Origin of the sequence: Thiopseudomonas alkaliphila (genome assembly GCF_001267175.1) — a bacterium.
GTDB classification, from domain to species: domain Bacteria; phylum Pseudomonadota; class Gammaproteobacteria; order Pseudomonadales; family Pseudomonadaceae; genus Oblitimonas; species Oblitimonas alkaliphila.
The window spans coordinates 1,849,903-1,872,724 of the sequence record NZ_CP012358.1; the positions used below are offsets into that span (position 1 = coordinate 1,849,903).

Annotated in this window: 25 protein-coding genes; 15 read left to right on the top strand and 10 right to left on the bottom strand. The window is 46.7% G+C overall.

All coding sequences use genetic code 11. From position 1 onward, the window contains the following. Positions 1-2: 2 nt before the first annotated feature. The 4 genes from AKN87_RS08910 to AKN87_RS08925 all read left to right on the top strand — a co-directional run bounded on the left by AKN87_RS08910 (position 3) and on the right by AKN87_RS08925 (position 3,269). Entirely contained in the window at positions 3-275 is a 273-nt protein-coding gene (locus tag AKN87_RS08910; protein WP_053101951.1) for a YheV family putative zinc ribbon protein, read from the top strand. A 128-nt stretch (positions 276-403) separates the two neighbouring features. Continuing rightward, on the top strand, positions 404-658 hold the full coding sequence (rpoZ, locus tag AKN87_RS08915) for a DNA-directed RNA polymerase subunit omega (protein ID WP_053103199.1): 255 nt from the start codon (positions 404-406) through the stop codon (positions 656-658). A gap of 47 nt (positions 659-705) precedes the next feature. Beyond that, positions 706-2,820, top strand: a complete 2,115-nt coding sequence (gene spoT / locus AKN87_RS08920) for a bifunctional GTP diphosphokinase/guanosine-3',5'-bis pyrophosphate 3'-pyrophosphohydrolase (protein WP_053103200.1) — start codon at positions 706-708, stop codon at positions 2,818-2,820. A 65-nt stretch (positions 2,821-2,885) separates the two neighbouring features. Next, positions 2,886-3,269 (top strand): RidA family protein, encoded by a 384-nt coding sequence (locus AKN87_RS08925; protein ID WP_053100809.1) that lies wholly within the window; start codon positions 2,886-2,888, stop codon positions 3,267-3,269. Between the two features lie 58 nt (positions 3,270-3,327). Here AKN87_RS08925 and AKN87_RS08930 read toward each other — a convergent pair whose 3' ends face one another. Continuing rightward, positions 3,328-3,630 (bottom strand): c-type cytochrome, encoded by a 303-nt coding sequence (locus AKN87_RS08930; protein WP_053100810.1) that lies wholly within the window; start codon positions 3,628-3,630, stop codon positions 3,328-3,330. A gap of 111 nt (positions 3,631-3,741) precedes the next feature. Beyond that, entirely contained in the window at positions 3,742-4,377 is a 636-nt protein-coding gene (locus tag AKN87_RS08935; RefSeq protein WP_053103201.1) for an SCO family protein, read from the bottom strand. A gap of 136 nt (positions 4,378-4,513) precedes the next feature. On the opposite strand from AKN87_RS08935, the gene AKN87_RS08940 reads away from it, so the two are divergent. Continuing rightward, on the top strand, positions 4,514-5,494 hold the full coding sequence (locus AKN87_RS08940) for a serine/threonine protein kinase (protein ID WP_053103202.1): 981 nt from the start codon (positions 4,514-4,516) through the stop codon (positions 5,492-5,494). A 6-nt stretch (positions 5,495-5,500) separates the two neighbouring features. On the opposite strand, the gene mtgA is transcribed toward AKN87_RS08940, so the two are convergent. Beyond that, complete coding sequence (gene mtgA, locus AKN87_RS08945) at positions 5,501-6,283, bottom strand: monofunctional biosynthetic peptidoglycan transglycosylase (RefSeq protein ID WP_064496077.1); 783 nt, start codon at positions 6,281-6,283, stop codon at positions 5,501-5,503. Between the two features lie 81 nt (positions 6,284-6,364). Between mtgA and AKN87_RS08950 the strand changes: the two genes are divergently transcribed. From AKN87_RS08950 to trmB, 4 genes are all read left to right on the top strand, one after another. Further along, positions 6,365-6,751, top strand: a complete 387-nt coding sequence (locus tag AKN87_RS08950; RefSeq protein WP_053103203.1) for a DUF423 domain-containing protein — start codon at positions 6,365-6,367, stop codon at positions 6,749-6,751. Between the two features lie 94 nt (positions 6,752-6,845). Then, positions 6,846-7,046, top strand: a complete 201-nt coding sequence (gene thiS / locus AKN87_RS08955) for a sulfur carrier protein ThiS (protein ID WP_053100814.1) — start codon at positions 6,846-6,848, stop codon at positions 7,044-7,046. A 54-nt stretch (positions 7,047-7,100) separates the two neighbouring features. Continuing rightward, positions 7,101-7,895: a thiazole synthase gene (locus tag AKN87_RS08960; protein WP_053100815.1), complete on the top strand. Its 795-nt coding sequence runs from the start codon at positions 7,101-7,103 to the stop codon at positions 7,893-7,895. Between the two features lie 70 nt (positions 7,896-7,965). Beyond that, positions 7,966-8,664, top strand: coding sequence for a tRNA (guanosine(46)-N7)-methyltransferase TrmB (trmB, locus tag AKN87_RS08965; protein ID WP_053100816.1), 699 nt, complete (start codon positions 7,966-7,968; stop codon positions 8,662-8,664). A gap of 51 nt (positions 8,665-8,715) precedes the next feature. On the opposite strand, the gene gmk is transcribed toward trmB, so the two are convergent. After that, entirely contained in the window at positions 8,716-9,342 is a 627-nt protein-coding gene (gmk, locus tag AKN87_RS08970) for a guanylate kinase (RefSeq protein WP_053103204.1), read from the bottom strand. Between the two features lie 137 nt (positions 9,343-9,479). On the opposite strand from gmk, the gene AKN87_RS08975 reads away from it, so the two are divergent. The 4 genes from AKN87_RS08975 to nhaD all read left to right on the top strand — a co-directional run bounded on the left by AKN87_RS08975 (position 9,480) and on the right by nhaD (position 13,844). Further along, complete coding sequence (locus tag AKN87_RS08975) at positions 9,480-9,860, top strand: tetratricopeptide repeat protein (protein WP_053100818.1); 381 nt, start codon at positions 9,480-9,482, stop codon at positions 9,858-9,860. An 85-nt stretch (positions 9,861-9,945) separates the two neighbouring features. Then, a complete protein-coding gene (locus tag AKN87_RS08980) occupies positions 9,946-11,058 on the top strand; it encodes a YcjF family protein (protein WP_053100819.1) in 1,113 nt (370 codons plus the stop codon). After that, positions 11,048-12,562 carry a GTPase family protein gene (locus tag AKN87_RS08985; RefSeq protein ID WP_053103205.1) on the top strand — a complete coding sequence of 505 codons (1,515 nt, stop codon included), beginning with the start codon at positions 11,048-11,050 and terminating at the stop codon, positions 12,560-12,562. The genes AKN87_RS08980 and AKN87_RS08985 overlap by 11 nt, the downstream gene beginning before the upstream one ends. 52 nt (positions 12,563-12,614) lie before the next feature. Next, on the top strand, positions 12,615-13,844 hold the full coding sequence (gene nhaD / locus AKN87_RS08990; protein WP_053103206.1) for a sodium:proton antiporter NhaD: 1,230 nt from the start codon (positions 12,615-12,617) through the stop codon (positions 13,842-13,844). 193 nt (positions 13,845-14,037) lie between these two features. Here the strand turns inward: nhaD and AKN87_RS08995 are convergent, their stop codons facing one another. The 5 genes from AKN87_RS08995 to trxA form a co-directional block, all read right to left on the bottom strand. Then, positions 14,038-14,475 carry a hypothetical protein gene (locus AKN87_RS08995; RefSeq protein WP_148561498.1) on the bottom strand — a complete coding sequence of 146 codons (438 nt, stop codon included), beginning with the start codon at positions 14,473-14,475 and terminating at the stop codon, positions 14,038-14,040. A gap of 54 nt (positions 14,476-14,529) precedes the next feature. After that, complete coding sequence (locus AKN87_RS09000; RefSeq protein WP_053103208.1) at positions 14,530-15,510, bottom strand: 2Fe-2S iron-sulfur cluster-binding protein; 981 nt, start codon at positions 15,508-15,510, stop codon at positions 14,530-14,532. Between the two features lie 28 nt (positions 15,511-15,538). Further along, positions 15,539-17,005 carry a 4-hydroxy-3-polyprenylbenzoate decarboxylase gene (ubiD, locus tag AKN87_RS09005; protein ID WP_053103209.1) on the bottom strand — a complete coding sequence of 489 codons (1,467 nt, stop codon included), beginning with the start codon at positions 17,003-17,005 and terminating at the stop codon, positions 15,539-15,541. Positions 17,006-17,089: 84 nt separating this feature from the next. Next, positions 17,090-18,352 carry a transcription termination factor Rho gene (gene rho / locus AKN87_RS09010; protein WP_053100824.1) on the bottom strand — a complete coding sequence of 421 codons (1,263 nt, stop codon included), beginning with the start codon at positions 18,350-18,352 and terminating at the stop codon, positions 17,090-17,092. A 262-nt stretch (positions 18,353-18,614) separates the two neighbouring features. Further along, on the bottom strand, positions 18,615-18,941 hold the full coding sequence (gene trxA / locus AKN87_RS09015) for a thioredoxin TrxA (RefSeq protein WP_053100825.1): 327 nt from the start codon (positions 18,939-18,941) through the stop codon (positions 18,615-18,617). A 194-nt stretch (positions 18,942-19,135) separates the two neighbouring features. On the opposite strand from trxA, the gene ppx reads away from it, so the two are divergent. Beyond that, positions 19,136-20,638 carry an exopolyphosphatase gene (gene ppx / locus AKN87_RS09020; protein WP_053100826.1) on the top strand — a complete coding sequence of 501 codons (1,503 nt, stop codon included), beginning with the start codon at positions 19,136-19,138 and terminating at the stop codon, positions 20,636-20,638. Between the two features lie 34 nt (positions 20,639-20,672). Here ppx and AKN87_RS09025 read toward each other — a convergent pair whose 3' ends face one another. Then, complete coding sequence (locus AKN87_RS09025; protein ID WP_053103210.1) at positions 20,673-21,104, bottom strand: DUF3301 domain-containing protein; 432 nt, start codon at positions 21,102-21,104, stop codon at positions 20,673-20,675. 155 nt (positions 21,105-21,259) lie between these two features. Here AKN87_RS09025 and dnaA point away from each other — a divergent pair, with 155 nt between their 5' ends. Then, the gene (gene dnaA, locus AKN87_RS09030) at positions 21,260-22,819 is read left to right on the top strand and encodes a chromosomal replication initiator protein DnaA (protein ID WP_053103211.1); all 1,560 of its coding nucleotides are present in this window, start codon (positions 21,260-21,262) and stop codon (positions 22,817-22,819) included. Positions 22,820-22,822: the final 3 nt, after the last annotated feature.

Consider the following 22,822-nt stretch of genomic DNA (forward strand, 5'->3'; position numbering starts at 1 on the left):
GCATGACAACTTCAGTAGTAAAGCGCTTTATTGCTGGCGCAGTATGCCCAGCCTGTGAAGTGCAAGATGGTGTAAGAATGTGGCAAGAGCAGGGCGTACAGCATCGTGACTGTGTGCACTGCGGCTACGGGGATACGCTGAATGCCCAAGGTAATGCGATACCGAAAGAGCTGCCAACCCGTGTGTCTAGTCAGGCCACGGTTAAGCCGGCGCCTAGTAGTCAGGCACTGCAGTTTTTTCCCAATCCTAAGTTAGCTAAGAAAACCGCAGAATAACCACAAATAATACACAGCTAAGCGCGGCGAAAGCCGCTTAGCTCTTCCTTTGTCGACGGTTATTTTTTAGACTAGGCGCCTTGTGTGCTTATACTTGAGCGCCGTTTGTATAATTTAAGAGGAACACTATGGCCCGCGTAACAGTTGAAGATTGCCTTGAAAATGTTGATAACCGTTTTGAACTGGTGATGTTAGCCAGTAAACGTGCACGTCAATTAGCTACAGGCGGCCAAGAGCCAAAGGTGCCTTTAGAAAATGATAAGCCGACAGTATTAGCTTTACGTGAAATTGCCGAAGGCTTAGTGGATAAAGAGATTGTGGCTGCAGAAGAGGCCATGATGGACGAACAGCCTATTTTTGCTGCCTTTGACACTGAACGTTAATTTATGGGCAGTAAGGTTGCGAGTCAGTTAATCGTAAGGGGGGTGTTATGCCTGCCGTAGAACGTCTTGCACAGCAACTTGCAACCTATTTAAATCCCGACCAAGTTAACTTGGTGCGTCGTGCTTACTACTACGCCGAGCAAGCCCATGACGGGCAGCTACGCAGTAGTGGTGAGCACTACATCACCCATCCTTTGGCAGTGGCGCGGGTGTTAGCTGATATGCACATGGATCATCAAAGCCTGATGGCAGCGATGTTACATGATGTGATTGAAGATACTGGCATTCCTAAAGAAGCAATTACTGCACAGTTTGGCGAAAACGTAGCAGAACTGGTGGATGGCGTTACTAAACTGACGCAAATGAACTTTGGCACTAAAGCTGAAGCTCAAGCAGAAAATTTTCAGAAGATGGCGATGGCCATGGCCCGTGATATTCGGGTGATCTTGGTTAAGCTGGCGGACCGTTTGCATAATATGCGCACTTTAGGCGCGCTAAATGCTGAAAAGCGCCGCCGTATCGCTAAAGAAACCCTTGAGATTTATGCGCCAATTGCCAATCGCTTAGGCATGAATCGAATTTATGCTGAGTTTGAAGACTTAGGCTTCAAAGCCATGCATCCAATGCGTGCCGAACGGATTCAAGTGGCGGTGCGTAAGGCTCGGGGGAATCGTAAAGAGCTTGTCAATCAAATTCAGCAATCGATCACCGACTGCCTCGCTCGCGAAGAGATTGCCGGTGAAGTCAGTGGTCGCGAAAAGCACCTCTATAGCATTTATCGCAAGATGCGCGGCAAGCGCAAAGCCTTTAACGACATCATGGATGTCTACGCATTTCGCATTGTGGTAGATAAGGTGGATACCTGCTATCGCGTATTGGGCGCGGTGCATAATTTGTATAAGCCGATTCCTGGCCGCTTTAAAGACTATATCGCGATTCCTAAGGCTAACGGTTACCAGTCACTGCACACCACCTTGTTTGGTTTGCATGGGGTGCCGATTGAAATTCAAATTCGTACCAATGAAATGGAAGAGCTAGCCAATAATGGGATTGCGGCGCACTGGCTGTATAAATCTAGTGAAGAGGATATGCCCCGCAATAACCATGCACGGGCTCGGCGCTGGGTCAAAGGCTTGCTAGAGCTACAGCAAAGTGCCGGTGACTCGTTAGAATTTATTGAAAACGTCAAAATCGATTTATTCCCCGATGAGGTGTATGTCTTTACCCCTAAAGGACGAATTATGGAGCTACCTAAAGGCTCCACCGCGGTCGACTTTGCTTACGCAGTGCATACTGATATTGGTAATACCTGTGTCGCGTGCCGGATTAATCGCCGCTTAGCGCCCTTATCCCAAGCTTTAGAAAGTGGCGCAACGGTTGAAATTATTACCGCTGCTAATACGCGGCCTAGCCCTTCGTGGCTAAACTTTGTGGTGACTGGTAAAGCCCGTACCCATATTCGTCATGCCTTAAAGCATCAACGCCGTTCAGAATCGGTGAGCCTAGGTAAGCGTTTGCTAAATAAGGCCTTAGATAACTTATCGGCCACCTTTGAGCAAATTTCCAGCACCCGTATCGACACCTTATTGGCTGAATATCAGCAAGCGGAATTAGACGATTTGCTGGAAGATATTGGTTTAGGTAATCGCACTGCACACGTAGTGGCTTTACGTTTGTTGGCCGAGGAAGGCAGTGATCAACATCCATTGGCTGCAGAAGGGCCCTTGGCTATTCGTGGCACTGAAGGCTTGGTTCTCAGTTACGCCCGTTGTTGTACGCCGATTCCAGGTGATCCGATTGTTGGTCACTTATCTGCAGGTAAAGGCATGGTGGTACACCGTGAAACCTGTAAAAATATTGCCGAATTTAGACAAAACCCTGAAAAATGTATTCCCTTAACTTGGGCTAAAGATATTGAGGGTGAGTTTAATGTGGAGCTGCGCATTGAGCTGGCGCATCAGCGCGGATTGATAGCCTTACTTGCAGGTTCTATCAGTGAAGCGGATGCCAATATTGAGAAAATCAGTGTTGATGAGCGCGATGGCCGGATGAGTGTGGTGCAGTTAGGAGTTAGTGTGCGCGATCGTGTTCATTTAGCTCAGGTTATCCGTAAATTACGTACGCTAAATGGGGTGAGCAGAATTACTCGCGCGCGAACCTAAGGTTCTAGTAAAGGCAAGCTTGGCTTGCCTTTTTCTTTTTATAACAACAGCAGATCGAGGCATCCATGAGCAAAGAAATTATTAGTAGCCCACAAGCACCGGCCGCCATTGGTACTTACTCACAAGCGGTGAAAGTAGGAAATACGGTGTATATGTCGGGGCAGATTCCGCTTGATCCGCAAACTATGGAATTAGTTTCTAGTGAGTTTGAACCGCAAGCTGTGCAAGTCTTTGAAAATTTAGCAGCGGTGGCGAAAGCTGCTGGCGGCTCTTTAGCTGATGCAGTTAAGCTGAATATCTCGCTGACCGATTTGGCAAATTTTGCCACTTTAAATGAAGTGATGGCGCGCTACTTTACAGCCCCTTATCCTGCGCGTGCAGCCGTAGGTGTGGCGGCTCTACCTAAGGGGTCACTGGTAGAAATTGAAGCGATTTTAGTGCTTGCGTAAGCATTGATAAAAACGCCTGATGCAATGAATAATCAGCATCAGGCGTATCTAGCTAAGCTTATTTGTGGCTTAAGACCCACTCGGCTAAGGTGTTGGCTTCGTCTTCGGTAACGTTATTTGGCGGCATAGGAATCGGGCCGTAGCTGCCTTGGCTACCATTTTTAATGCTTGCGGCTAAAGTGGCTGCATCTTTTCCGCTAGCTGCTACTTCTTTCAATGCTGGCCCCACCAGTTTAGTTTCAACTGTATGGCAAGCAACGCAGGCTTTGGTTTTAAATAACTCTTCAGCATCAGCTGCCAGTGCAATTTGAGCACTGAACGCTCCCCCAATTAAAACGGCAGAAAGTAAGATTTTTTTCATTTTTAGTTTTCCTAGTTATCGCTCATCAAAAGCGCAGTAGTACAACGGCTTTATAAGTATCAGGGTCAGCCGTTTTGCTCATGCAGCCAGCGGTCTAAACCCAGACTGCGGTTAATCAATCAAATGCGGCAATGACTCAACTAGTCCTGAGATATTCAGCGGAGCACGGATCACTCCTAGCTGTTCTCCTTGAGGATTAATTAAGGCTAGGTTGCCACTGTGATCCACGGTGTAATGGGGTTTACTGGTATCGCCTGGGATAAACGGAATGCTAGTGGCATTACTTAATAATTGAATATCCTCAATCGCGCCGGTGAGTCCTAAAAACGATGGATCAAAGTAGTGTAGATATGCCTTTAATTGCTCTGGTGTATCCCGATCTGGATCAACACTTATCATTAAAATTTGGATTTGAGCTTGGATTTCTTGAGGTAATTGGCTTTTTATCCGTTTCAGCTCAGCCAAGGTAGTTGGGCAAATGTCAGGACAGAAGGTATAACCAAAAAAAACTAGGTGCCACTTACCTTTAAACTGATCGGCTTGGTAGGTTTGGCCATCACTGCCTTGCAGGCTGATAGCAGGCAGTTGCCGCGCCTTGGGAAACTGAATGATGCCAGCTTGTTGAAATTTGACCGCAGGAGCAGTGGGGCTAGGTAAGAGTTTAGCGATGACTAAGCCTAAAACCGCAGCTAGCACAATGGCGATTAGACTAACGCTAAGCGCTCGACCTTTAATAATGTAGGGCATGACAAACCTTATCCTCAGGAATGTGAGGCGCTATCATCTTATTTATTCACTAGCAGCGCAAACCCCTGCGGCAATTGACCGCCTAAAGCACGGTGCTGAGGCTAAGTTCAGGTACACTGCAAAAAAAGGAGCCGCTATGTCTAGTCATCCATTTGCTGCATTAACCCCTGAGGTAGTTCTAGCTGCTGTTGAGCAGTTAGGCTTTTACAGTGATGCCCGTATTTATCCACTAAACAGTTATGAAAACCGTGTTTATCAGGTGGGGCTTGAAGAGGCCGCACCGCTGATTGCTAAGTTTTATCGGCCCAATCGCTGGACGCGCCAGCAGCTTTTGGAGGAGCATCAGTTTACCCAAGACTTAGCGGCGCATGACATTCCAGTAGTGCAGCCGTTAACAGTACAGGGGCAGAGTTTATTTGAATACGCTGGTTTTTATTTTGCGCTCTTTCCTCGGCAAGGAGGTTATGCTCCTGAGCCGGGTAACTTAGATCAGCTGTACCGTTTAGGTCAATTAGTGGGACGCTTACATGCGCTTGGCAGTAGCCAAACCTTTCGCTATCGCCGTGAGCTGACAGTCGCGCATTATGGCCTCGAGGCCGCCCAGCAAATTTTGCAAAGTGGTTTTTTGCCAACCAATTTAGCTAAGGATTGGAACCTACTTTGCCAGCAGTTACTGGAAAAAGTCGGGCAGATTTTTCAGCAGTATCCCTATCAGGCGATCCGAATTCATGGTGACTGTCATCCGGGAAACTTGTTATATCGTGATTCAGGCTTTTTTGTGGTGGATTTTGACGACTGCAAAATGGGGCCAGCAGTGCAGGATTTGTGGATGATGCTAGCAGGTGATAGGCAAGAACAAACTCTGCAAATTAATGAGTTAATTGAAGGCTACCAAGAGTTTCAGCGCTTTCCGACTACGCAGTTGCATTTGATTGAAAGTTTACGCACCTTGAGAATGCTCAACTACAGTGCCTGGCTAGCCCAGCGTTGGCAAGACCCTGCTTTTCCTCATAGTTTTCCTTGGTTTGCTCAAGAGCAGTATTGGTACGAGCAATTACAGAGTCTCACCTTGCAACTTGAGCAGTTAGGGCAACCGGCTTTAACTTTTTATAACTAGGGGACGCTAGAGCTCTTCAGGGATTCGGTTAATGTTGGAGAGTTGTTCCTGCAGGCGTTGCCATACGTTAGCGGCTAGATTTTGGGAGGGTTTAGGTTTAAGCCGATTTAAATAATGACTGCCGCCCAGTTGACGAATTTGCTGTTGAATCCAGCGTGCTGAATTTAACATTTGCACCGTTGGTTGATCCGGCCGACGAGTTAAAGGGCTGGGTAGGCTAGCGGCTAATAACGCCGACTGTTGAGGATTAAGATAGGGTGCTGGGTGTTGAAAATAATACTGAGCGGCCGCTTCTGCGCCAAACACGCCAGGTCCCCATTCAGCAATATTGAGATACACCGTTAAAATACGTTCTTTATTCCAAAATAGCTCGATCCATAGGGTGAACCAAGCTTCTAACGCTTTTCTTAACCAGCTGCGCGATGACCACAGAAATAAGTTTTTTGCTACTTGCTGGGTTAGGGTGCTAGCGCCGCGGACTGTAGCTGCGGTTTTATTATGGCGATAAGCTGCTTTAATGGCAGTTAGATCAAAACCACGATGTTGAGCAAAGCGTTGATCTTCAGCGGCAATGATCGAGAGTTTGAGATGATCAGGAAAGCTGTCAAAATCACGCCACTGATAATTTAATGCATAACTTTGGCCTTGGGTAATGGCGCTCAGCTTGCGTTCGAGCATCAACATACTGAAAGGTGGATTCATCCAGCGCACGCTAAGTACGCTTAAAATACTTAAACCCATCACTGCAAGGCTAGCTAAGAATAGCCAGCGGCTGATTTTTTTGAACATGTTTTTGTTACCTTACCTCTGGCCTACGGCTGCCGATGGCGACCCAAGGTATTATGTTAGCTGAACTAGGAGCACCGAACGATGTACCCATTAATACTATTAATAGCCAGTGTACTGGGATTAACCGGCGTTGGCTTGGGCGCTTTTGCAGCCCATGGCTTGCGTTCAGAGTTAACAGCCAGTGCGTTAGCCGTTTTTCAAACCGGTGTGCAGTATCAGCTATTGCATGCGCTGGTATTAGTCGCAATTGGCTTGGCCGCAATATCACAGCGCAATGCTTGGTTAAGCGCTGCGGCCTGTTTTATTGTGCTCGGGGTTGTGCTGTTTTCTGGCAGCTTATATTTGTTGGTTTTAACTCCGTTAAAATTAGGCTTAGTCACGCCTTTAGGTGGGTTATTGCTCATGTTGGGCTGGCTCTGTTTAGGCGTAAGTAGTGTGCGGCTAATGGGTAAAAAAACCGTTGGCTAACAATGGTAAACTAGTTTTTTTTTGCGTTGATAAGCTTGGTGCTTACAGCCTAATCTCGTTAAAATGTTCAGCTTGCAAAGGAGCGTGACGATTAATGGTTATTCAGCTAAATGGTGAGCCTTACACTGTATCTGAGGGCACGAGCATTGCGGACTTATTGATAGCTCTTGAGTTAACTGAGCGCCGAGTCGCCGTTGAGGTGAATCTTGAGATTGTGCCCCGTAGCCAGCATGCCACTACGGTGCTGCAAGCCAATGATCAGGTCGAGGTAGTACAAGCTATTGGTGGCGGTTAGTCGTGCGCTGCACTTTGTCGATTAAATTCTCTTACTCCTTATTAGGATGCCTATATGACGCACTCTCGCCTTGATACACCGCTGACTTTAGCGGGTAAAACCTATAACTCACGTTTATTGGTCGGTACAGGTAAGTATAAGGATTTAGAGGAAACCCGAGCCGCGATTGAGGCCTCTGGTGCAGAAATTGTGACGGTTGCAGTGCGCCGCACAAATATTGGTCAGTCAGCCAATGAGCCCAACTTGCTGGATGTGATTTCTCCCGATCGTTACACCATTTTGCCTAATACGGCAGGCTGCTATAACGCCGAAGAAGCGATTCGTACGTGCCGTTTAGCGCGGGAGCTTTTAGGCGATCATCGTTTGGTTAAGCTAGAAATTTTAGCCGATGATAAAACCTTATTTCCCAACGTAGTAGAAACCTTAAAAGCGGCTAAAACCTTGGTTGATGAAGGTTTTGAGGTGATGGTGTACACCAGTGATGACCCGATTATTGCCCGTGAATTAGAAGCTATTGGCTGCATTGCAGTTATGCCGTTAGCAGGCTTAATTGGCACTGGGTTAGGGATTTGTAACCCCTATAATCTGCGAATTATTTTAGAAGAAGCGAAGGTTCCAGTCTTAGTTGATGCAGGGGTGGGTACCGCTTCGGATGCCGTCATTGCGATGGAGATGGGCTGCTCCGCCGTGTTAATGAATAGTGCCATTGCTTTGGCTGAGCAACCGGTCTTAATGGCTGAGGCAATGAAGTATGGAATTGAGGCCGGGCGCTTGGCTTATTTGGCTGGCAGAATGCCCAAAAAACTCTATGCCAGTGCTTCTTCACCCTTGGAAGGCTTAATTAACTAAGCGATGGGTGAGCGGTTGATTTATTAGTTGCCGAGGCAGGTGCCTCGGCCTTTTTATACATAGGTTGAACATGACTGATGCAGCTGCGCCTTCTGTGCGCCGTGAAATTAAGAGTTTTGTGATGCGTGCAGGGCGCATGACTCCGGGCCAGCAACGGGGGCTGGATGAAGGATTACCCAAGTTTGGACTAAAAATCAGTGACGGAGCGATTAATCCAGCACAGGTGTTTGAGCGCCAAGCGCCCTGTACCTTAGAAATTGGTTTTGGTATGGGACATTCGCTGGTTGAAATGGCTGCTGCTGCACCTGAGCAAGATTTTATTGGGATTGAAGTGCACCGCCCAGGAGTTGGCTCGTTACTCAGCGGTTTATTGAGCCAGAATTTATCGAATGTGCGGGTGTATCAGGAAGATGCAATTGAAGTGTTAAAACAGTGTATTCCTGATGCTAGCTTGGATCGTTTATTACTATTTTTCCCCGACCCTTGGCATAAAGCACGACATCATAAGCGTCGCATTGTGCAGCCTGAGTTTGCTCAACTGGTGCGCAGCAAGCTAAAAGTAGGAGGTGTGTTTCATATGGCCACCGACTGGGAGCCGTATGCTGAATATATGCTTGAGGTAATGCAGGTGGCAGCTGGCTATCAAAACTTATCGAGTAGCGGTAATTGGGTCGAGCGCCCAGCTGAACGCCCAGTGACTAAGTTTGAACGCCGTGGGCACAAGCTAGGCCACGGGGTGTGGGATTTAAAGTTTCAACGTACTGAATAGCGGGTTACAGACCTGTGCTGCAAGCTGTTAGCCTGCAGCACAGGCTACGGATTATCCGTCGTGGCGTAGTAAGTCTTTAAATAATGCCATGTGCCGTGCAGTTTGTGGCGCTTGAGTCAGATGATTGGCGCGTAAAATCGCTTTTAAATCTTCTAACGCAGTGGCAAAGTCATCGTTAACGATAACGTAGTCATACTCTACGTAATGACTCATTTCGCTAGTCGCTTCATCCATTCGCCGTTGAATAATAGACTCATCATCTTGTCCGCGATTACGTAACCGCTGCAGTAATGCTTGGCGGGTCGGAGGCAAAATAAAAATAGATTTTGCTTGGGGCATTAACCGCCTAACTTGCTGAGCGCCTTGCCAGTCAATTTCGAGAATTAAATCTTGGCCAGCGGCTAAAGTTTGCTCTACCCAGATTTGGGAGGTGCCATACCAGTTGCCAAATACTTCGGCGTGCTCTAAAAATTCGCCACGCTTTAGCATCGCAGTAAACTCAGCCACTGAAGTAAAGTGATAGTTTACCCCATCCTGCTCGCCAGGGCGCATGGCACGGGTAGTGTGTGATACTGAAACGCTCACTTCGGCAGTGCTATCTAATAGCGCTTTAACTAAACTGGTTTTTCCTGCACCGGAGGGGGCTGAAACAATATATAACGTGCCAGAGTGGGCCATGTTCTACCTGTAAAACAATTAAAAATATTTGCGCGCTAGTGTAACTAAAAAACAGCCTAACGTGGATGGAATTATCCAGAACGGGGCCTAGTCTATAACACAGTAAGCGCATGGTTGATAAATTAAGGAGAAACAGCATGACTCAGAACAACACCACCATGGTGGAACGTTTCTTAGCGATGATCGAAAAAGATCAGGATAATGCAATGGTAAGGCTGTCGTTAGGCAATGCTTATCTTGCAGAAAAGCTTTACCCCGAGGCGATTACTCACCTTAAAACAGCCATTGAGCATGATCAAAGCTATTCAGCCGCTTGGTTAAATTTGGCCAAAGCCTATGAGCTGGCAGGCGATTATGCCAAGGCCATTGATACCTACCAAAAAACCGCAGAGATTGCTGAAGAAAAGGGCGACTTACAGATTGTGCGGCAAGCAGAAGTATTAATGAAAAAAACGCAGAAAAAACTACACAATGTTGAAGCAATTACCACGGCAGAGGCGAAACACTCAGCCGACTAAGGTGAGCTGTCTTTACCTTGCAACAGGCGTAGAATAGCGGCAATTTACTTCTATTGAGCGCCGTTGCGGGGTGATGTGCCAGCCAATGAGCAGTTTTTTTTCACGGGTAGTTAAAACACTTAATCCAGACCCAGATCCTGAGATCAGCGCCGCCTTTACCTACGCCGAGCAGCACTTGCCAACCTTGTGGTTATTGGGCAAAACCGGTGCGGGTAAATCCACGCTGATTAAAACTTTAACTGGTGATAGTCAGATTGAAATTGGCCGTGGTTTTAAGCCCTGTACCCAAACCGCAGCACAGTATAATTTTCCCCACGCTAAGCCACTGCTGAGTTTTTTAGATACTAAGGGGCTAGCTGAAGCTGACTATGATGCAGAAGAAGATATTGCTTGGTGTGCAGCCCGTAGTCACGCTTTATTGCTGGTGGTGAAAATTGATGAGACTGATCAAAGCCAATTATTAAATGCCCTAAAAAGCATTCAGCAGTCGGCCAAAATAACTCAGGCTAGTTTATTAATTACTGGTATTGATCAGGTCACTGATGCGCAAGAGCAGGCGCGATTAATTAGTTATCAGCAACAGCAGTTTGCTCCATATTGGAAAGAATTAAACTGCTTAGCTGTCGACTTTGTTTCTGTGCGCAAAGAGCAATCAGTTGCCGCGTTAGTGGAACATTTAAGCCAGCAATTACCGGTCCTGCGCGAAGTCTTTGTCGAGCAAGCGGCCAGCGATCAAGAGCAGCAAAACTTTTTACGCTTAAAAACCGAGGTTTTATGGTACGCCGCAGCGGCCGCTGCAACGGATGCTTTGCCAGCGCTGGGATTAGTGGCAGTACCTAGTATTCAAACTAAGTTGCTGCATAGTTTAGCCAATCACTATGGTTTGCCTTGGAGTAAAAAACATCTGGCCAGTTTATTAGGCGCTATGGGCAGTAGTTTTGTGCTGAAATACTTGTCGCAGTTTGGTATCCGACAGCTGGTTAAATTAATTCCGGCCTATGGCCAGCTAGTTGGCGGCGCCACCGCTGCCGCTGCGAGTTATGCCAGCACCTATGCATTAGGGCGTGTGGCCTGTTTGTATTTTTACCGGCAATTACAGCAGGAGCCGGTTTCTCGTGAAGAGTTACAAAGCCTATTTAAGCAGGCTTTGCTTGAGGTTGTGCCCTTAACTAAAAAAGAGCCAGACCATGCTGAGTAAAATTAAGCGTTGGTATTTATTCTCGCGCCGTGGCAGCTATTTTATGCTGTTAATGGTGTGTTTGCCGGTGTTGTTGCTGGCAGGCTTTGGTGGCTTTGCCATTATTAAGCATGGCTATGGGTTGATATTTATTGGCAGCTTGTTGCTCAGTACGCTGCTAGGTCTTTTGCCTTTGTGGTGGCGCCGACGCCCGTTAACGCCAGTGCCTAACCAGCCGATAGCATTAGATTTACAGCAGGCGGTTACTACGCCTGAGTATTGGAGTGAATTTGATCAAGGGATACAGCAGCAGTTGTTGCCAGTTATCAGTGGCTTAGTTCAAGCACCGATAGCTTGGTCACAGCTGCATATAGTGGGGCTTAAGGTATTACGCAGTACAGCAGAGCAATACCAACAGAATAATCAGCACGCTGAATGGGCCTTTACTGCGCCTGAGCTATTAACGGCAGTCGAGCAAGCCAGCCAGCGTTTGCAGCAATTACTGGATGAACATGTGCCAGGGGTGGATCAAGTGAAGCTCTCAGCGTTGCTTTGGGCTAATACCCAACGTCAGCGCTTACAACCCTTGTCACGCCTTTATCAGATATATCGTAAGGTGCGCATGGTGACCCCCGAGGGCATCATCGCCGAGTTACGTAGCCAATTTTTTGATCGCGCCTTTGCCGGCTTAAACGATGAATTGCAGAGCAAGCTTCAGCAGCTAATTTTATTAGAAGTATTGCAGCTGGCAATTGATTTATATGGCGGTCATTTACGTCACCTGAATCGCCCGCTGGCGCTGTCTAAGGCTGCAGCGCAAGATGCACAGCGCTTGGCGCTAGAGCCAGAACCAATCCGCGTGGCTTTTGTCGGCCAAGAAAATGCCGGTAAATCCAGTTTAATTAATAGTCTATTGGCGCAGTTTAAAGCTGAAACCGATGGTTTACCTGCCACCGATCAGGTGCAAGCCTATCCTTTTGGCAGTGAAACAGCACAGCCTATGCTGCTGTTAGATTTACCAGGACTACACGGGGCGCGTTCTCAGCAGCAGCTTAAAGAGTATCTTGAACTATTGGCAGATTGCGAGGTGATAGTGTGGGTACTTAAAGCCAATCAGAGCGCAAGACAGCTGGATGTAGCTTTAAGGCAGGCGCTAGACGCTTGGCTGCAACAACGGCTTCAGCGTCAGCAGAAACTGCCGCTTATCGTGGGTGTGCTAACCCATGCTGATCGACTCGCTGATCAGCCTACCTTGCTCGAAGCGCAGCAATATAATCAGCAGCTGCTGGCGCTGCCAACGCTATTAGTGCCCAGTGCTACTACCTTAGCTGAGGCACAGCAATCACTAGCCGAGCAATTGAGTGAGTATTTATTCGTTAACTATGATGCAGCGCTGAATGTGCAATTGCAGCGGCGGCGTATAGAAGGTGCTGCATTTTCGTTTAAAAAAGAATTCCAACGATTCTCCAAAGGAGGCAAGCACATGCTCAAGACCCTTTTAAACTCTCAGTCACCACCTTCGTGAGCGTAAAGCGTTGATTTCCTTTAGTGTCTTACCTTATTAACTGGACTGACTTATGACCTTTATTTTAATCACTATTGCGGTGCTGGGATTTTTATCCATTATTTTAGAAGATGTGATCCATGTGGATAAAGCACGCTCGACCTTGTTTTTCGGTACCTTAGCTTGGGTGCTGTACTTTATTAATCCGCCAGGGCACTTATCAACAGAGCAGTTGATGCATGCTCTGAATGAAAACTTGTTAGAAATTGCCACCCTGTGGTTATTTCTAATGGCAGCAATGACCTTTGTGGCCTATGTTTCTAGCAAAGGCGTGATTGATGCATTGGTTAACAAAGTGCTGCCAAGCCGTATGTCGGAACGTAAATTGATGTATGTGGTGGGCCTGTTTGCCTTTGTTTTCTCATCAATGGCCGATAACATCACCGCCACCTTGGTTTGCATTACGGTATTACTTAGCCTCAATTTAAGCACCGAAAAACTACTGCGTTATCTGGTATTGGTGGTGTTCGCGGTTAACTCTGGAGGTGCGGCGTTAATCACAGGTGACGTTACCACCTTAATGATTTTCTTGGCTGATAAAGTAAAAATAGGTGACTTAATTTTACTCAGCTTACCAGCGCTGGCTTCGGTCATTTTCCTTGCTTTTATCTTGTCTATTTCGTTAAAAGGCGAAGTGGTGTTGGTGAAGCAAAAGATGAGCATTGCCGGCAGTGATGCCTTTATTGCAGGACTATTTTTAGCCACCATTCTTGGCACCATTGGTGCTAACGTCGCTTTTGGTATTCCGCCGGTTTTATCATTTTTGTTTGGTTTGGGAGTGATGTTTATGGCGGTGCATTTCCTGAACAAAGACGAGGCCGTACTAGAGTACATCCGTAAAATCGAGTTCGATACGCTGCTATTTTTCTTAGGTGTGTTGTTACTGGTGGGGATCTTAAAAGAAATGGGGGTACTGGCGCATTTCCCACAACTGTATGAGCATTTGCCAACGCTGGCTGCTAACTACACTGTGGGCTTAATTTCCGCCCTATTTGATAACGTGCCGTTGACCGCTGCTTTATTAAAGTCAGGCATTGATATGACTGAAGCTCAGTGGTTAACCCTGACTTATTCAGTGGGGGTAGGTGGTTCGTTACTGGCGATTGGTTCGGCTGCAGGAGTGGTAGCAATGAGTAAAATTGAAGCGTTGACTTTTATTACTTATTTACGCTTTTCCGGCTACCTATTGGCTGCCTATAGCTTAGGCTTTTTAGGCGTGTATTTAGTCAGCTTTGCTATTTAAAAACAAGTAAAACAAATCTTAATTCTAAATAGAGTAATATTATTTAAATATTAAACGCTCAATGAGCTGTATTGGGCGTTTTTTTGATAGCTGTAATTTATTAACTTATAAGGCTAGCAAATGCATCTCTTAAGTTGAGATTAGGTTGACTAGAAAATATAAATCTACACAAAAATTTAATGTGAAATAAACTTTATGCAGTAGGTACTAATTCTATCTTAGCTAATTTTACTCGAGCAAAAGTGTCGTCTGAGTCAAAGTCCCAGCCTTCAGGCATACGATGCTTTAAGTTAAGGTGTTGTTTGCTATCTAAGATATAAGCTTGATCTTTAGTGATAAGTATAACTTTCCAGTGTTTGCTTAAAAGTTTTGCTATTTCATGATTGCTTCGGCCTTGCTTAATAAGTCTATAGGTTTCATCTCGTAATACAGCACAAGGGACTACATGCTTTTTGTGCTTAGGTAAACCATTAGCGACTTCTTTAGATTGACCTGCACAAATAAATTCTGTTTCTGGATGTAAAAGTACTTCAAAAATTCTACTGTGTAAGGTGTCATAACCTAATTCAATTCTTGACCTGTAGAACTTAACGAAATGTAAAGAGGTTTTATAGAGTAAATCATTAGTCATAAAATTAGCATACATTAAAATTATTTAACTAATGTGTTTGCATCCAACAAGCAACTATATAGGCTTTCGCGGCGCGTAAGCGAACACATCAGACAGCATTTGCTCAGGACGCATACCAGCTGCAACTAACGCATCTTGGGTGGCATAAACCATAGCGGGTGAGCCACTGACGACCACTTGATACTGTTCCAGCTGAGGAATATCTTCGCAAATGGCTTCAAATAATAAGCCTTTACGACCTAGCCAGTTTTGATCATGGCTGACAATTTTATGGTAGTGCAGGTTAGGTAAGCTTAACCAGGTATCCATATTGGGGACGTGATAAAAATCAGCTTCTTGGCGAGCGCCCCAATACAGGTGAATTGGCTGCTGAGCACTGAGCGCACGGTAGTGCTCTAAAATACTGTGCATTTGCGCCATGCCCGTACCGGCAGCAATCAATAATAAGGGTTTATCTTCTACTAAGTGCTGACTATGCACATTGCCGTGGGGCAGCGAAAGGGTGGCTCCTTGCTGGGCACTAATATAAGCCAACAGTGCTTGCGGAGCATTATCACGGGCTAAAATATGCAGCTCTAAATAGCGTGCTTGATGCGGTGCCGAGGCAATAGAAAAAGCAGCCACCTCGCCATCTTCGCGCTCAACCAATGCATATTGCCCAGCGAAGTAACGTACGGGTTTTCCCGCGGGCGGTAATAATTGGACGCGAAACACATCGCCATCAAGGGCTTGAATATCCGTGAGCTGACAAAATACCCGGCTGACGGGGAGTTCATTTGGTGCCAAAACAGAGTCCCAATTTAAAATAATATCTTCTACAGCAATTGCCCGACAGGTGTTAATAGTTTGTCGAGCACCGTAGGTTTGCGCTACATACTGGGCACGGCCCTGAATAATAGTGGCCGTGCACAGATTACAGTTACCATTTCGGCAGCTGTAGGGTACTTGATACCCTAAGCGGATAAAGCCATCTAGAATCCGTTCATTTGGGCGTAGCTGAACGACATAGCCGGCAGGCTTAACGGTCACTTCCATGCTGCACTTATCCTCTGCTAAATGGCGGTTAATCGATCCCTAGTTGCTGCCAAATCTCATCAACTCTAGCTTTAACTGTTGGATCTTGCTCAATCACTCGGCCCCATTCGCGGTCCGTCTCACCGGGCCATTTGTGGGTGGCATCTAAGCCCATTTTACTGCCTAAACCAGAAATAGGAGAGGCAAAATCTAGGTAGTCGATTGGAGTGTTATCAATCATTACCGTATCCCGCTTAGGATCCATACGGGTGGTTATGGCCCAGATTACATCGTTCCAGTCACGAGCATTAATATCATCGTCAGTAACGATGACAAACTTGGTGTACATAAATTGTCGCAAGAAGCTCCACACGCCAAGCATTACCCGTTTGGCATGCCCTGGATACTGCTTCTTAATGGTGACCACCGCCATGCGGTATGAGCACCCTTCAGGGGGTAAGTAAAAATCAGTAATCTCAGGAAATTGCTTTTGCAGAATAGGGACAAACACTTCATTCAGCGCTACCCCTAAAATAGCCGGTTCATCAGGTGGACGGCCGGTATAGGTGCTGTGATAAATAGCGTCTTGGCGCTTAGTTATGCGTTCGACGGTGAATACTGGAAACTGATCTACTTCATTGTAGTAACCGGTATGGTCACCGTAGGGCCCTTCATCGGCCATTTCGTTGGGATAAATAAAGCCTTCGAGAATAATTTCAGCGCTGGCCGGTACTTGCAGATCACTGCCGATAGCTTTTACCAGTTCGGTACGTGAACCGCGGAGTAAGCCAGCAAAGGCATACTCTGACAACGTATCTGGAACCGGAGTGACGGCTCCTAAGATCGTCGCAGGGTCTGCGCCTAAAGCCACTGCCACTGGATACGGCTGATCAGGGTATCTCTCACACCAGTCGCGATAATCTAAGGCGCCACCACGATGACTCAGCCAGCGCATAATAACTTTATTACGGCCAATGACCTGCTGGCGATAAATGCCTAAGTTTTGACGCTCCTTATTGGGACCTTTGGTAATGGTCAGGCCCCAGGTAATTAAAGGCGCAGCATCACCTGGCCAACAGGTTTGAATGGGTAATTCAGCTAAGTCGACTTGCTCACCTTCAATCACTACGGCTTGGCAGGGCGCATCTTTGCGTACTTTGGGCGCCATGGCGATGACTTTTTTAAATAACGGCAGTTTATTCCAAGCGTCCTTTAGACCTTTAGGCGGCTCGGGTTCTTTAAGCTGAGCCAAGAGGCTGCCGATTTCACGCAATGCGCTGATACTGTCTGCGCCCATGCCAAGCGCGACGCGCTCTGGGGTGCCAAATAGATTACCTAGCACTGGCATGTCGTAGCCAATCGGGTTTTCAAACAACAGCGCCGGCCCACCTTTACGTAAGGTGCGGTCGCAAATTTCCGTCATTTCCAGAACAGGAGAAACAGGGTGGGACACACGTTTCAATTCGCCCCGTTGTTCAAGGGCTTGGATAAAATCGCGTAAGTCTGTGTATTGCATGGAAGCTCCCGCTTAAAGCAGGCGGGAGGTTAATTCTGACTTGAGGAAGCAGGATTAACCACCACCTAAGGTCTGCGCTGTAGATTACTTACTGCGCTTCATCGACATAAAGAATTCATCGTTGGTTTTGGTGTCTTTGAGCTTATCCAATAAGAATTCAATCGCTGCAATTTCATCCATTGGGTGCAGCAGTTTGCGCAGAATCCACATACGTTGTAGCTCTTCTTCCGAGGTGAGCAGTTCTTCACGACGGGTGCCCGAACGGTTAATGTTTATCGCAGGGAACACACGCTTTTCTGCCACTCGGCGATCTAGCTGCAACTCCATGTTACCGGTGCCTTTAAACTCTTCGTAGATCACTTCGTCCATTTTCGAACCGGTTTCTACTAGGGCAGTGGCGATAATCGACAACGAGCCACCTTCTTCAATATTACGTGCCGCACCAAAGAAGCGCTTAGGCTTTTCTAAGGCATGGGCATCAACCCCACCCGTTAGTACTTTGCCAGAGCTAGGAACCACGGTGTTATAGGCACGGGCTAGACGGGTAATGGAGTCTAAAAGAATCACCACATCTTTTTTGTGCTCGACCAAGCGCTTAGCTTTTTCGATCACCATTTCGGCCACCTGTACGTGACGAATAGGTGGCTCATCAAAGGTTGAGGCGACCACTTCACCGCGCACAGTGCGCTGCATTTCGGTCACTTCCTCAGGGCGCTCATCAATCAGTAACACGATCAGATGGCATTCTGGGTTATTGCGGGTAATGTTGGCTGCGATGTTTTGCAGCATGATGGTTTTACCCGCTTTTGGCGGAGCGACGATCAGTCCGCGTTGGCCTTTACCAATGGGTGCACACAGGTCAATCACACGGCCGGTTAAATCTTCAGTCGAACCATTACCGGCTTCCATCAACAGACGCTGATTAGGGAAGAGAGGAGTGAGGTTCTCAAATAGAATTTTATTTTTGGCGTTTTCTGGGCGATCAAAGTTAATCGAATCAACCTTGAGTAAAGCAAAATAACGCTCGCCATCTTTAGGTGGGCGAATTTTACCAATAATGGTGTCTCCGGTGCGCAGGTTAAAGCGACGAATTTGACTCGGAGAAACATAAATATCGTCAGGACCGGCTAAGTAAGACGAGTCAGCTGAGCGTAAAAAACCAAAGCCATCTTGTAAAATTTCTAGTACGCCATCACCTGAAATTTCTTCTCCACTGCGCGCATGACGCTTCAGAATAGAGAAAATGATGTCTTGTTTACGTGAGCGAGCCATATTATCAAGGCCCATTTGCTCTGCCATGTGCAGAAGCTCTGCCACTGGCTTTTTCTTTAATTCGGTCAGATTCATAGGGAATGACGATGACATGATATTTTTAGATTTGATAAGTAATAGTAGAACAAGCGATAGGCTTGAAGAGGTGCATCACGTAGAGAAAATAACTCAAGGGTTACTTTAAAGTCTGATAGGGGTATCAGTAACGCTATGCAAAATACGATGATGGCTTGGGCATCACATGAGGGAATCTATCACTTAGTAAGGCTAGCGTCCAGCGTTACAGGTAATTTACCGATCGCTGAACGCAGGCATAAGACTAAAGCCTAGGTTGGGCTTAGAGGTGGCTATCTAAGAATGCCGCCAGCTGGGTTTTAGTTAAGGCACCCACTTTTTGGCCTTCTTCATTACCATTTTTGAACAACATTAAAGTAGGAATACCGCGTACGCCGTACTTGTTAGGGGTTTCTTGGTTGTCATCAATGTTTAACTTACAGATACTGACTTTACCCGCATAATCAGCCGCGATTTCTTCCAGTACTGGAGCAATCATTTTGCATGGGCCACACCACTCTGCCCAATAATCAACCAATACAAAACCTTCTGCTTGTAAAACATCTTGCTCAAAGCTGCTGTCACTAATGTCTTTAATTAACTCGCTCACGAAATTCTCCTCAGTCTGCGGTTTGACGCATTTTAAGATAGGTGCCAGTCATAATAGCTTGACTGGCAATAGAGCGAAAGTCGTAAAGCGGCTTTTGGCGGTAACTATTTTTTTCTGCTGGCAGCAGTAATTTTTATGGCGACTGCGGTATGAGCATGGCAGGATATGCTTATTGTTAGTATGGAATAATCGGAATGCCTAATTCGGTTGCGAAAAACTTTCCCATGATTGCTGCGATTGATCTTGGATCTAATAGCTTTCATATGGTGCTGGCTAAAACTGAACAGCAAGAAATTAGAATTCTTGAGCGAATCGGTGAAAAAGTACAGCTAGCTGCGGGTATTACGGAAGACTTAAAGTTACAAGAGGATGCGATTAAGCGTGGCTTAGATTGTCTGCGACGATTTGCTCAGTTGATTCATGGCTTGCCAGATGGTGCGGTGCGGATTGTTGGCACAAGCTCGCTCCGAGTGGCTCATAATCGGGAAAACTTTATTAGTCGGGCTGAGGCAATCTTAGGGCACCCAGTTGAAGTGGTGTCGGGCCATGAAGAGGCACGTTTAATTTATTTAGGGGTATCCCATACCCTGGCCAATACCCCAGGTAAACGTTTAGTGGTGGATATTGGGGGCGGTAGTACTGAGTGTATTATTGGGCAGTTTTTTGAGTCTCAACTGCGCGGCAGCGTGCAAATGGGCTGTGTGGCCTACACTCGGCGCTTTTTTAACGAAGGCAAAATTACCCAAAGTCACTATAAAAAAGCCTATACCGCGGCCCGTTTAGAACTTATGGAGTTAGAGCACGCTTTAACCCGTTTGGGTTGGCAAGACTGTGTGGGATCTTCAGGGACGATTCGCTCTATTGGCCATGCCTTAGCCGCTGCCGAGATCACCAATGGAGAGGTTACGCCGCAGGGGATTGCCTGGCTGAAAGCTAAGGTGCTGAAATTTAAGCATGTGGATGACATTGATATTGCTGGGGTAAAACCGGAGCGCAGTGCTATTTTGCCTGCCGGTTTGGCCATTTTAGAAGCCATTTTTGATGCCTTAGCCATTCAGTCTATGAGCTTATCTGAAGGTGCTCTACGAGAAGGCGTACTCTATGATTTGCTTGGGCGCTATTCCCAAGAAGATGTGCGAGAGCGCTCAATCAAAGGCTTGATGGAGCGTAGCCATGTGGATGTGGATCAGGCGCTACGGGTTGAGCAGCAAGCCTTAAATTTATTAGCTCAAGTAAAAACTGACTGGCAGCTTGAGGATGAGTGGCTAGAAGAGATGTTGAGCTGGGCCGCACGGGTGCATGAAGTGGGGCTTGATATTGCCCATTATCACTACCACAAGCATGGTGCGTACTTGGTGGAGCACTCTGACTTAGCTGGCTTTTCACGCCAAGATCAGCAAATGATGGCCTTGTTAGTGCGCGGTCATCGGCGCAATATCCCAATTGAGCGTTTTAAAGAGCTGGGCGAAGACGGAGAGCAGCTATTAAAGCTGTGTGTGTTATTACGTTTGGCTATTTTATTGCGCCATATTCGTGGTCCTGTTGAGTTACCTACGCCTAAGGTAAAGGTGAAAGGGCGCAATATTAGTGTCAGTTTCCCCAATAAATGGCTAAAAGAGCACTCACTGACAGCTGCTGACTTTAAGAAAGAAGCCGAATGGTTGCAGCGGATAGATTTTATCTTAACTGCGCAGTAGAAAATGTTCTGAACTACGGTGACTAGCTAGCCAGTTAGTCACCGTTTTTTTTATTAGAAGTCGTTGTGTTATGGGTTCGCCATTGGGCTAATTCGACTACTTTAGATTGTGTGTAATCCTGTGAGTAAGTTGGTGGTGAGTTTGGGGTAGATTGTGGATAAGGGTGTGGAGCCAGTTTGCAAGAAGCAGGGCGAGAACCATACATAAAGACCAATCCTTGCAGTCTTTCTTGGGCCGTCACCGTGAACTCAAAGCGGTATTTTCTAGCCAAGCGCCAGCGTCCGTTGGCATCACGCTGGCGCTGCCAGCCGGCAAAGGCAACGTTCTGGTCAAGTAGCTGAACCCCTTGCTCAGTGCAGGTTTTTAGCGCATAAGCTAAGGCTTTTTCCCGAACGCCATGGGCGCGCCAGAGCCAAGCAAAGGCAAATACCAGTAACAACCAAAAGGTGAGTTTAGCTAAGGTCATAGGGTGCTTCCTAACATCAAGTGCTGGTTGATGGAATAAGTCATAAGGTGCGGCATTTAGGCTGTGAATAAAGTTAAGTGTTCAGTGGATAACTATGTTGAAAGTTACTATAATACGCGACTTATTTTGCATTATTAACTGGTTGAGGGAACTCTGTGTCTGTCGAACTTTGGCTACAGTGCGTAGATTTTTTATGCGATGAACTGCCCTCGCAGCAATTCAATACGTGGATTCGTCCCTTACAGGTAGAAGCGCACCCCGGTGGATTAAATATTTATGCCCCCAATCGCTTTGTTTTAGATTGGGTGAACGAAAAGTATATTACCCGTTTATTAGAGCTGATGGCGGAGCGCAATAATGGGATTGCCCCGCAGTTGACCTTATTAATCGGCAGTCGGCATAAAAAATCCGCAATACCGGCCGCAGCGCCAGTGGGTAAGTTGCAAATTCCGGCGCCGATTGTGATTCATACGCCACAAATGCCCGAGGTTGAGCCAATTTATCAGGCTGCGCCTGAGCCAGTAGCCGCACCGACGCCAGCCTCAGCTCCCACAGTAAAACGCACGACCAGTAGCAGTAGCCAAAAAAGCAGTGCCGAGCGTCCAGGTTTTGAACCCTTGCTTGAAGCCAATAGCGCACCAACGCCGGTTTCTACCCCCGAGCGTAAAGAGCAAGTAGAAGGGGCACTGAAACATGTTAGTGCGCTGAACCGAGCGTTCACTTTTGATAGCTTTGTTGAGGGTAAATCGAACCAGCTAGCCCGTGCAGCTGCTTGGCAAGTAGCTGATAATCCTAAGCATGGTTATAACCCACTCTTTTTATATGGCGGAGTAGGGCTTGGTAAAACTCACTTGATGCATGCGGTGGGTAACCATTTAATGCAAAAGAATCCCAATGCTAAGGTCATTTATTTGCACTCAGAACGCTTTGTCGCCGACATGGTAAAAGCCTTGCAGATGAATGCCTTTAATGAGTTTAAAAATTACTACCGCTCGGTGGACGCTTTACTGATTGATGATATTCAATTCTTTGCCAATAAAGAGCGTTCCCAAGAAGAGTTCTTCCATACGTTTAATGCATTACTGGAAGGTAATCAGCAGGTTATTTTAACCAGTGATCGCTACCCTAAAGAAATTGATGGCTTAGAAGAACGGTTAAAATCCCGTTTTGGTTGGGGCTTAACTGTTGCGGTTGAGCCGCCAGAGCTGGAAACGCGGGTTGCGATCTTGATGAAAAAAGCGGAAGAGAGCAAGGTCAGCTTGCCCCATGATGCAGCGTTCTTTATTGCTCAGCGTATCCGTTCCAACGTGCGTGAACTAGAGGGGGCGTTAAAAAGGGTCATTGCCCACTCGCACTTCACTAATGAGCCAATTACCATTGAGCTGATTCGTGAATCACTCAAAGACTTATTAGCACTGCAAGAAAAGCTGATTAGTATTGATAATATTCAGCGTACTGTGGCTGAGTATTACAAAATCAAAATGTCCGACATGATGTCGAAACGACGTTCACGTTCTATCGCACGGCCTAGACAAATGGCCATGGCACTGGCAAAACAGTTAACCAACCACAGCTTGCCAGAAATTGGTGATGCTTTTGGCGGCCGAGACCATACTACGGTGTTGCATGCTTGCCGAAAAATTGCTGAGCTACGCGAAACGGATGCTGGCATCAGCGAAGACTTCCACAACCTTTACCGCACCTTATCAAGCTAATTT

Bases quoted from the DNA above. Each gene is read 5' to 3' on its own strand.
- AKN87_RS08910 (WP_053101951.1), top strand. From the start codon at position 3: ATGACAACTTCAGTAGTAAAGCGCTTTATTGCTGGCGCAGTATGCCCA.
- rpoZ (WP_053103199.1), top strand. From the start codon at position 404: ATGGCCCGCGTAACAGTTGAAGATTGCCTTGAAAATGTTGATAACCGT.
- spoT (WP_053103200.1), top strand. From the start codon at position 706: ATGCCTGCCGTAGAACGTCTTGCACAGCAACTTGCAACCTATTTAAAT.
- AKN87_RS08925 (WP_053100809.1), top strand. From the start codon at position 2,886: ATGAGCAAAGAAATTATTAGTAGCCCACAAGCACCGGCCGCCATTGGT.
- AKN87_RS08930 (WP_053100810.1), bottom strand. From the start codon at position 3,630: ATGAAAAAAATCTTACTTTCTGCCGTTTTAATTGGGGGAGCGTTCAGT.
- AKN87_RS08935 (WP_053103201.1), bottom strand. From the start codon at position 4,377: ATGCCCTACATTATTAAAGGTCGAGCGCTTAGCGTTAGTCTAATCGCC.
- AKN87_RS08940 (WP_053103202.1), top strand. From the start codon at position 4,514: ATGTCTAGTCATCCATTTGCTGCATTAACCCCTGAGGTAGTTCTAGCT.
- mtgA (WP_064496077.1), bottom strand. From the start codon at position 6,283: ATGTTCAAAAAAATCAGCCGCTGGCTATTCTTAGCTAGCCTTGCAGTG.
- AKN87_RS08950 (WP_053103203.1), top strand. From the start codon at position 6,365: ATGTACCCATTAATACTATTAATAGCCAGTGTACTGGGATTAACCGGC.
- thiS (WP_053100814.1), top strand. From the start codon at position 6,846: ATGGTTATTCAGCTAAATGGTGAGCCTTACACTGTATCTGAGGGCACG.
- AKN87_RS08960 (WP_053100815.1), top strand. From the start codon at position 7,101: ATGACGCACTCTCGCCTTGATACACCGCTGACTTTAGCGGGTAAAACC.
- trmB (WP_053100816.1), top strand. From the start codon at position 7,966: ATGACTGATGCAGCTGCGCCTTCTGTGCGCCGTGAAATTAAGAGTTTT.
- gmk (WP_053103204.1), bottom strand. From the start codon at position 9,342: ATGGCCCACTCTGGCACGTTATATATTGTTTCAGCCCCCTCCGGTGCA.
- AKN87_RS08975 (WP_053100818.1), top strand. From the start codon at position 9,480: ATGACTCAGAACAACACCACCATGGTGGAACGTTTCTTAGCGATGATC.
- AKN87_RS08980 (WP_053100819.1), top strand. From the start codon at position 9,946: ATGAGCAGTTTTTTTTCACGGGTAGTTAAAACACTTAATCCAGACCCA.
- AKN87_RS08985 (WP_053103205.1), top strand. From the start codon at position 11,048: ATGCTGAGTAAAATTAAGCGTTGGTATTTATTCTCGCGCCGTGGCAGC.
- nhaD (WP_053103206.1), top strand. From the start codon at position 12,615: ATGACCTTTATTTTAATCACTATTGCGGTGCTGGGATTTTTATCCATT.
- AKN87_RS08995 (WP_148561498.1), bottom strand. From the start codon at position 14,475: ATGACTAATGATTTACTCTATAAAACCTCTTTACATTTCGTTAAGTTC.
- AKN87_RS09000 (WP_053103208.1), bottom strand. From the start codon at position 15,510: ATGGAAGTGACCGTTAAGCCTGCCGGCTATGTCGTTCAGCTACGCCCA.
- ubiD (WP_053103209.1), bottom strand. From the start codon at position 17,005: ATGCAATACACAGACTTACGCGATTTTATCCAAGCCCTTGAACAACGG.
- rho (WP_053100824.1), bottom strand. From the start codon at position 18,352: ATGAATCTGACCGAATTAAAGAAAAAGCCAGTGGCAGAGCTTCTGCAC.
- ppx (WP_053100826.1), top strand. From the start codon at position 19,136: ATGCCTAATTCGGTTGCGAAAAACTTTCCCATGATTGCTGCGATTGAT.
- AKN87_RS09025 (WP_053103210.1), bottom strand. From the start codon at position 21,104: ATGACCTTAGCTAAACTCACCTTTTGGTTGTTACTGGTATTTGCCTTT.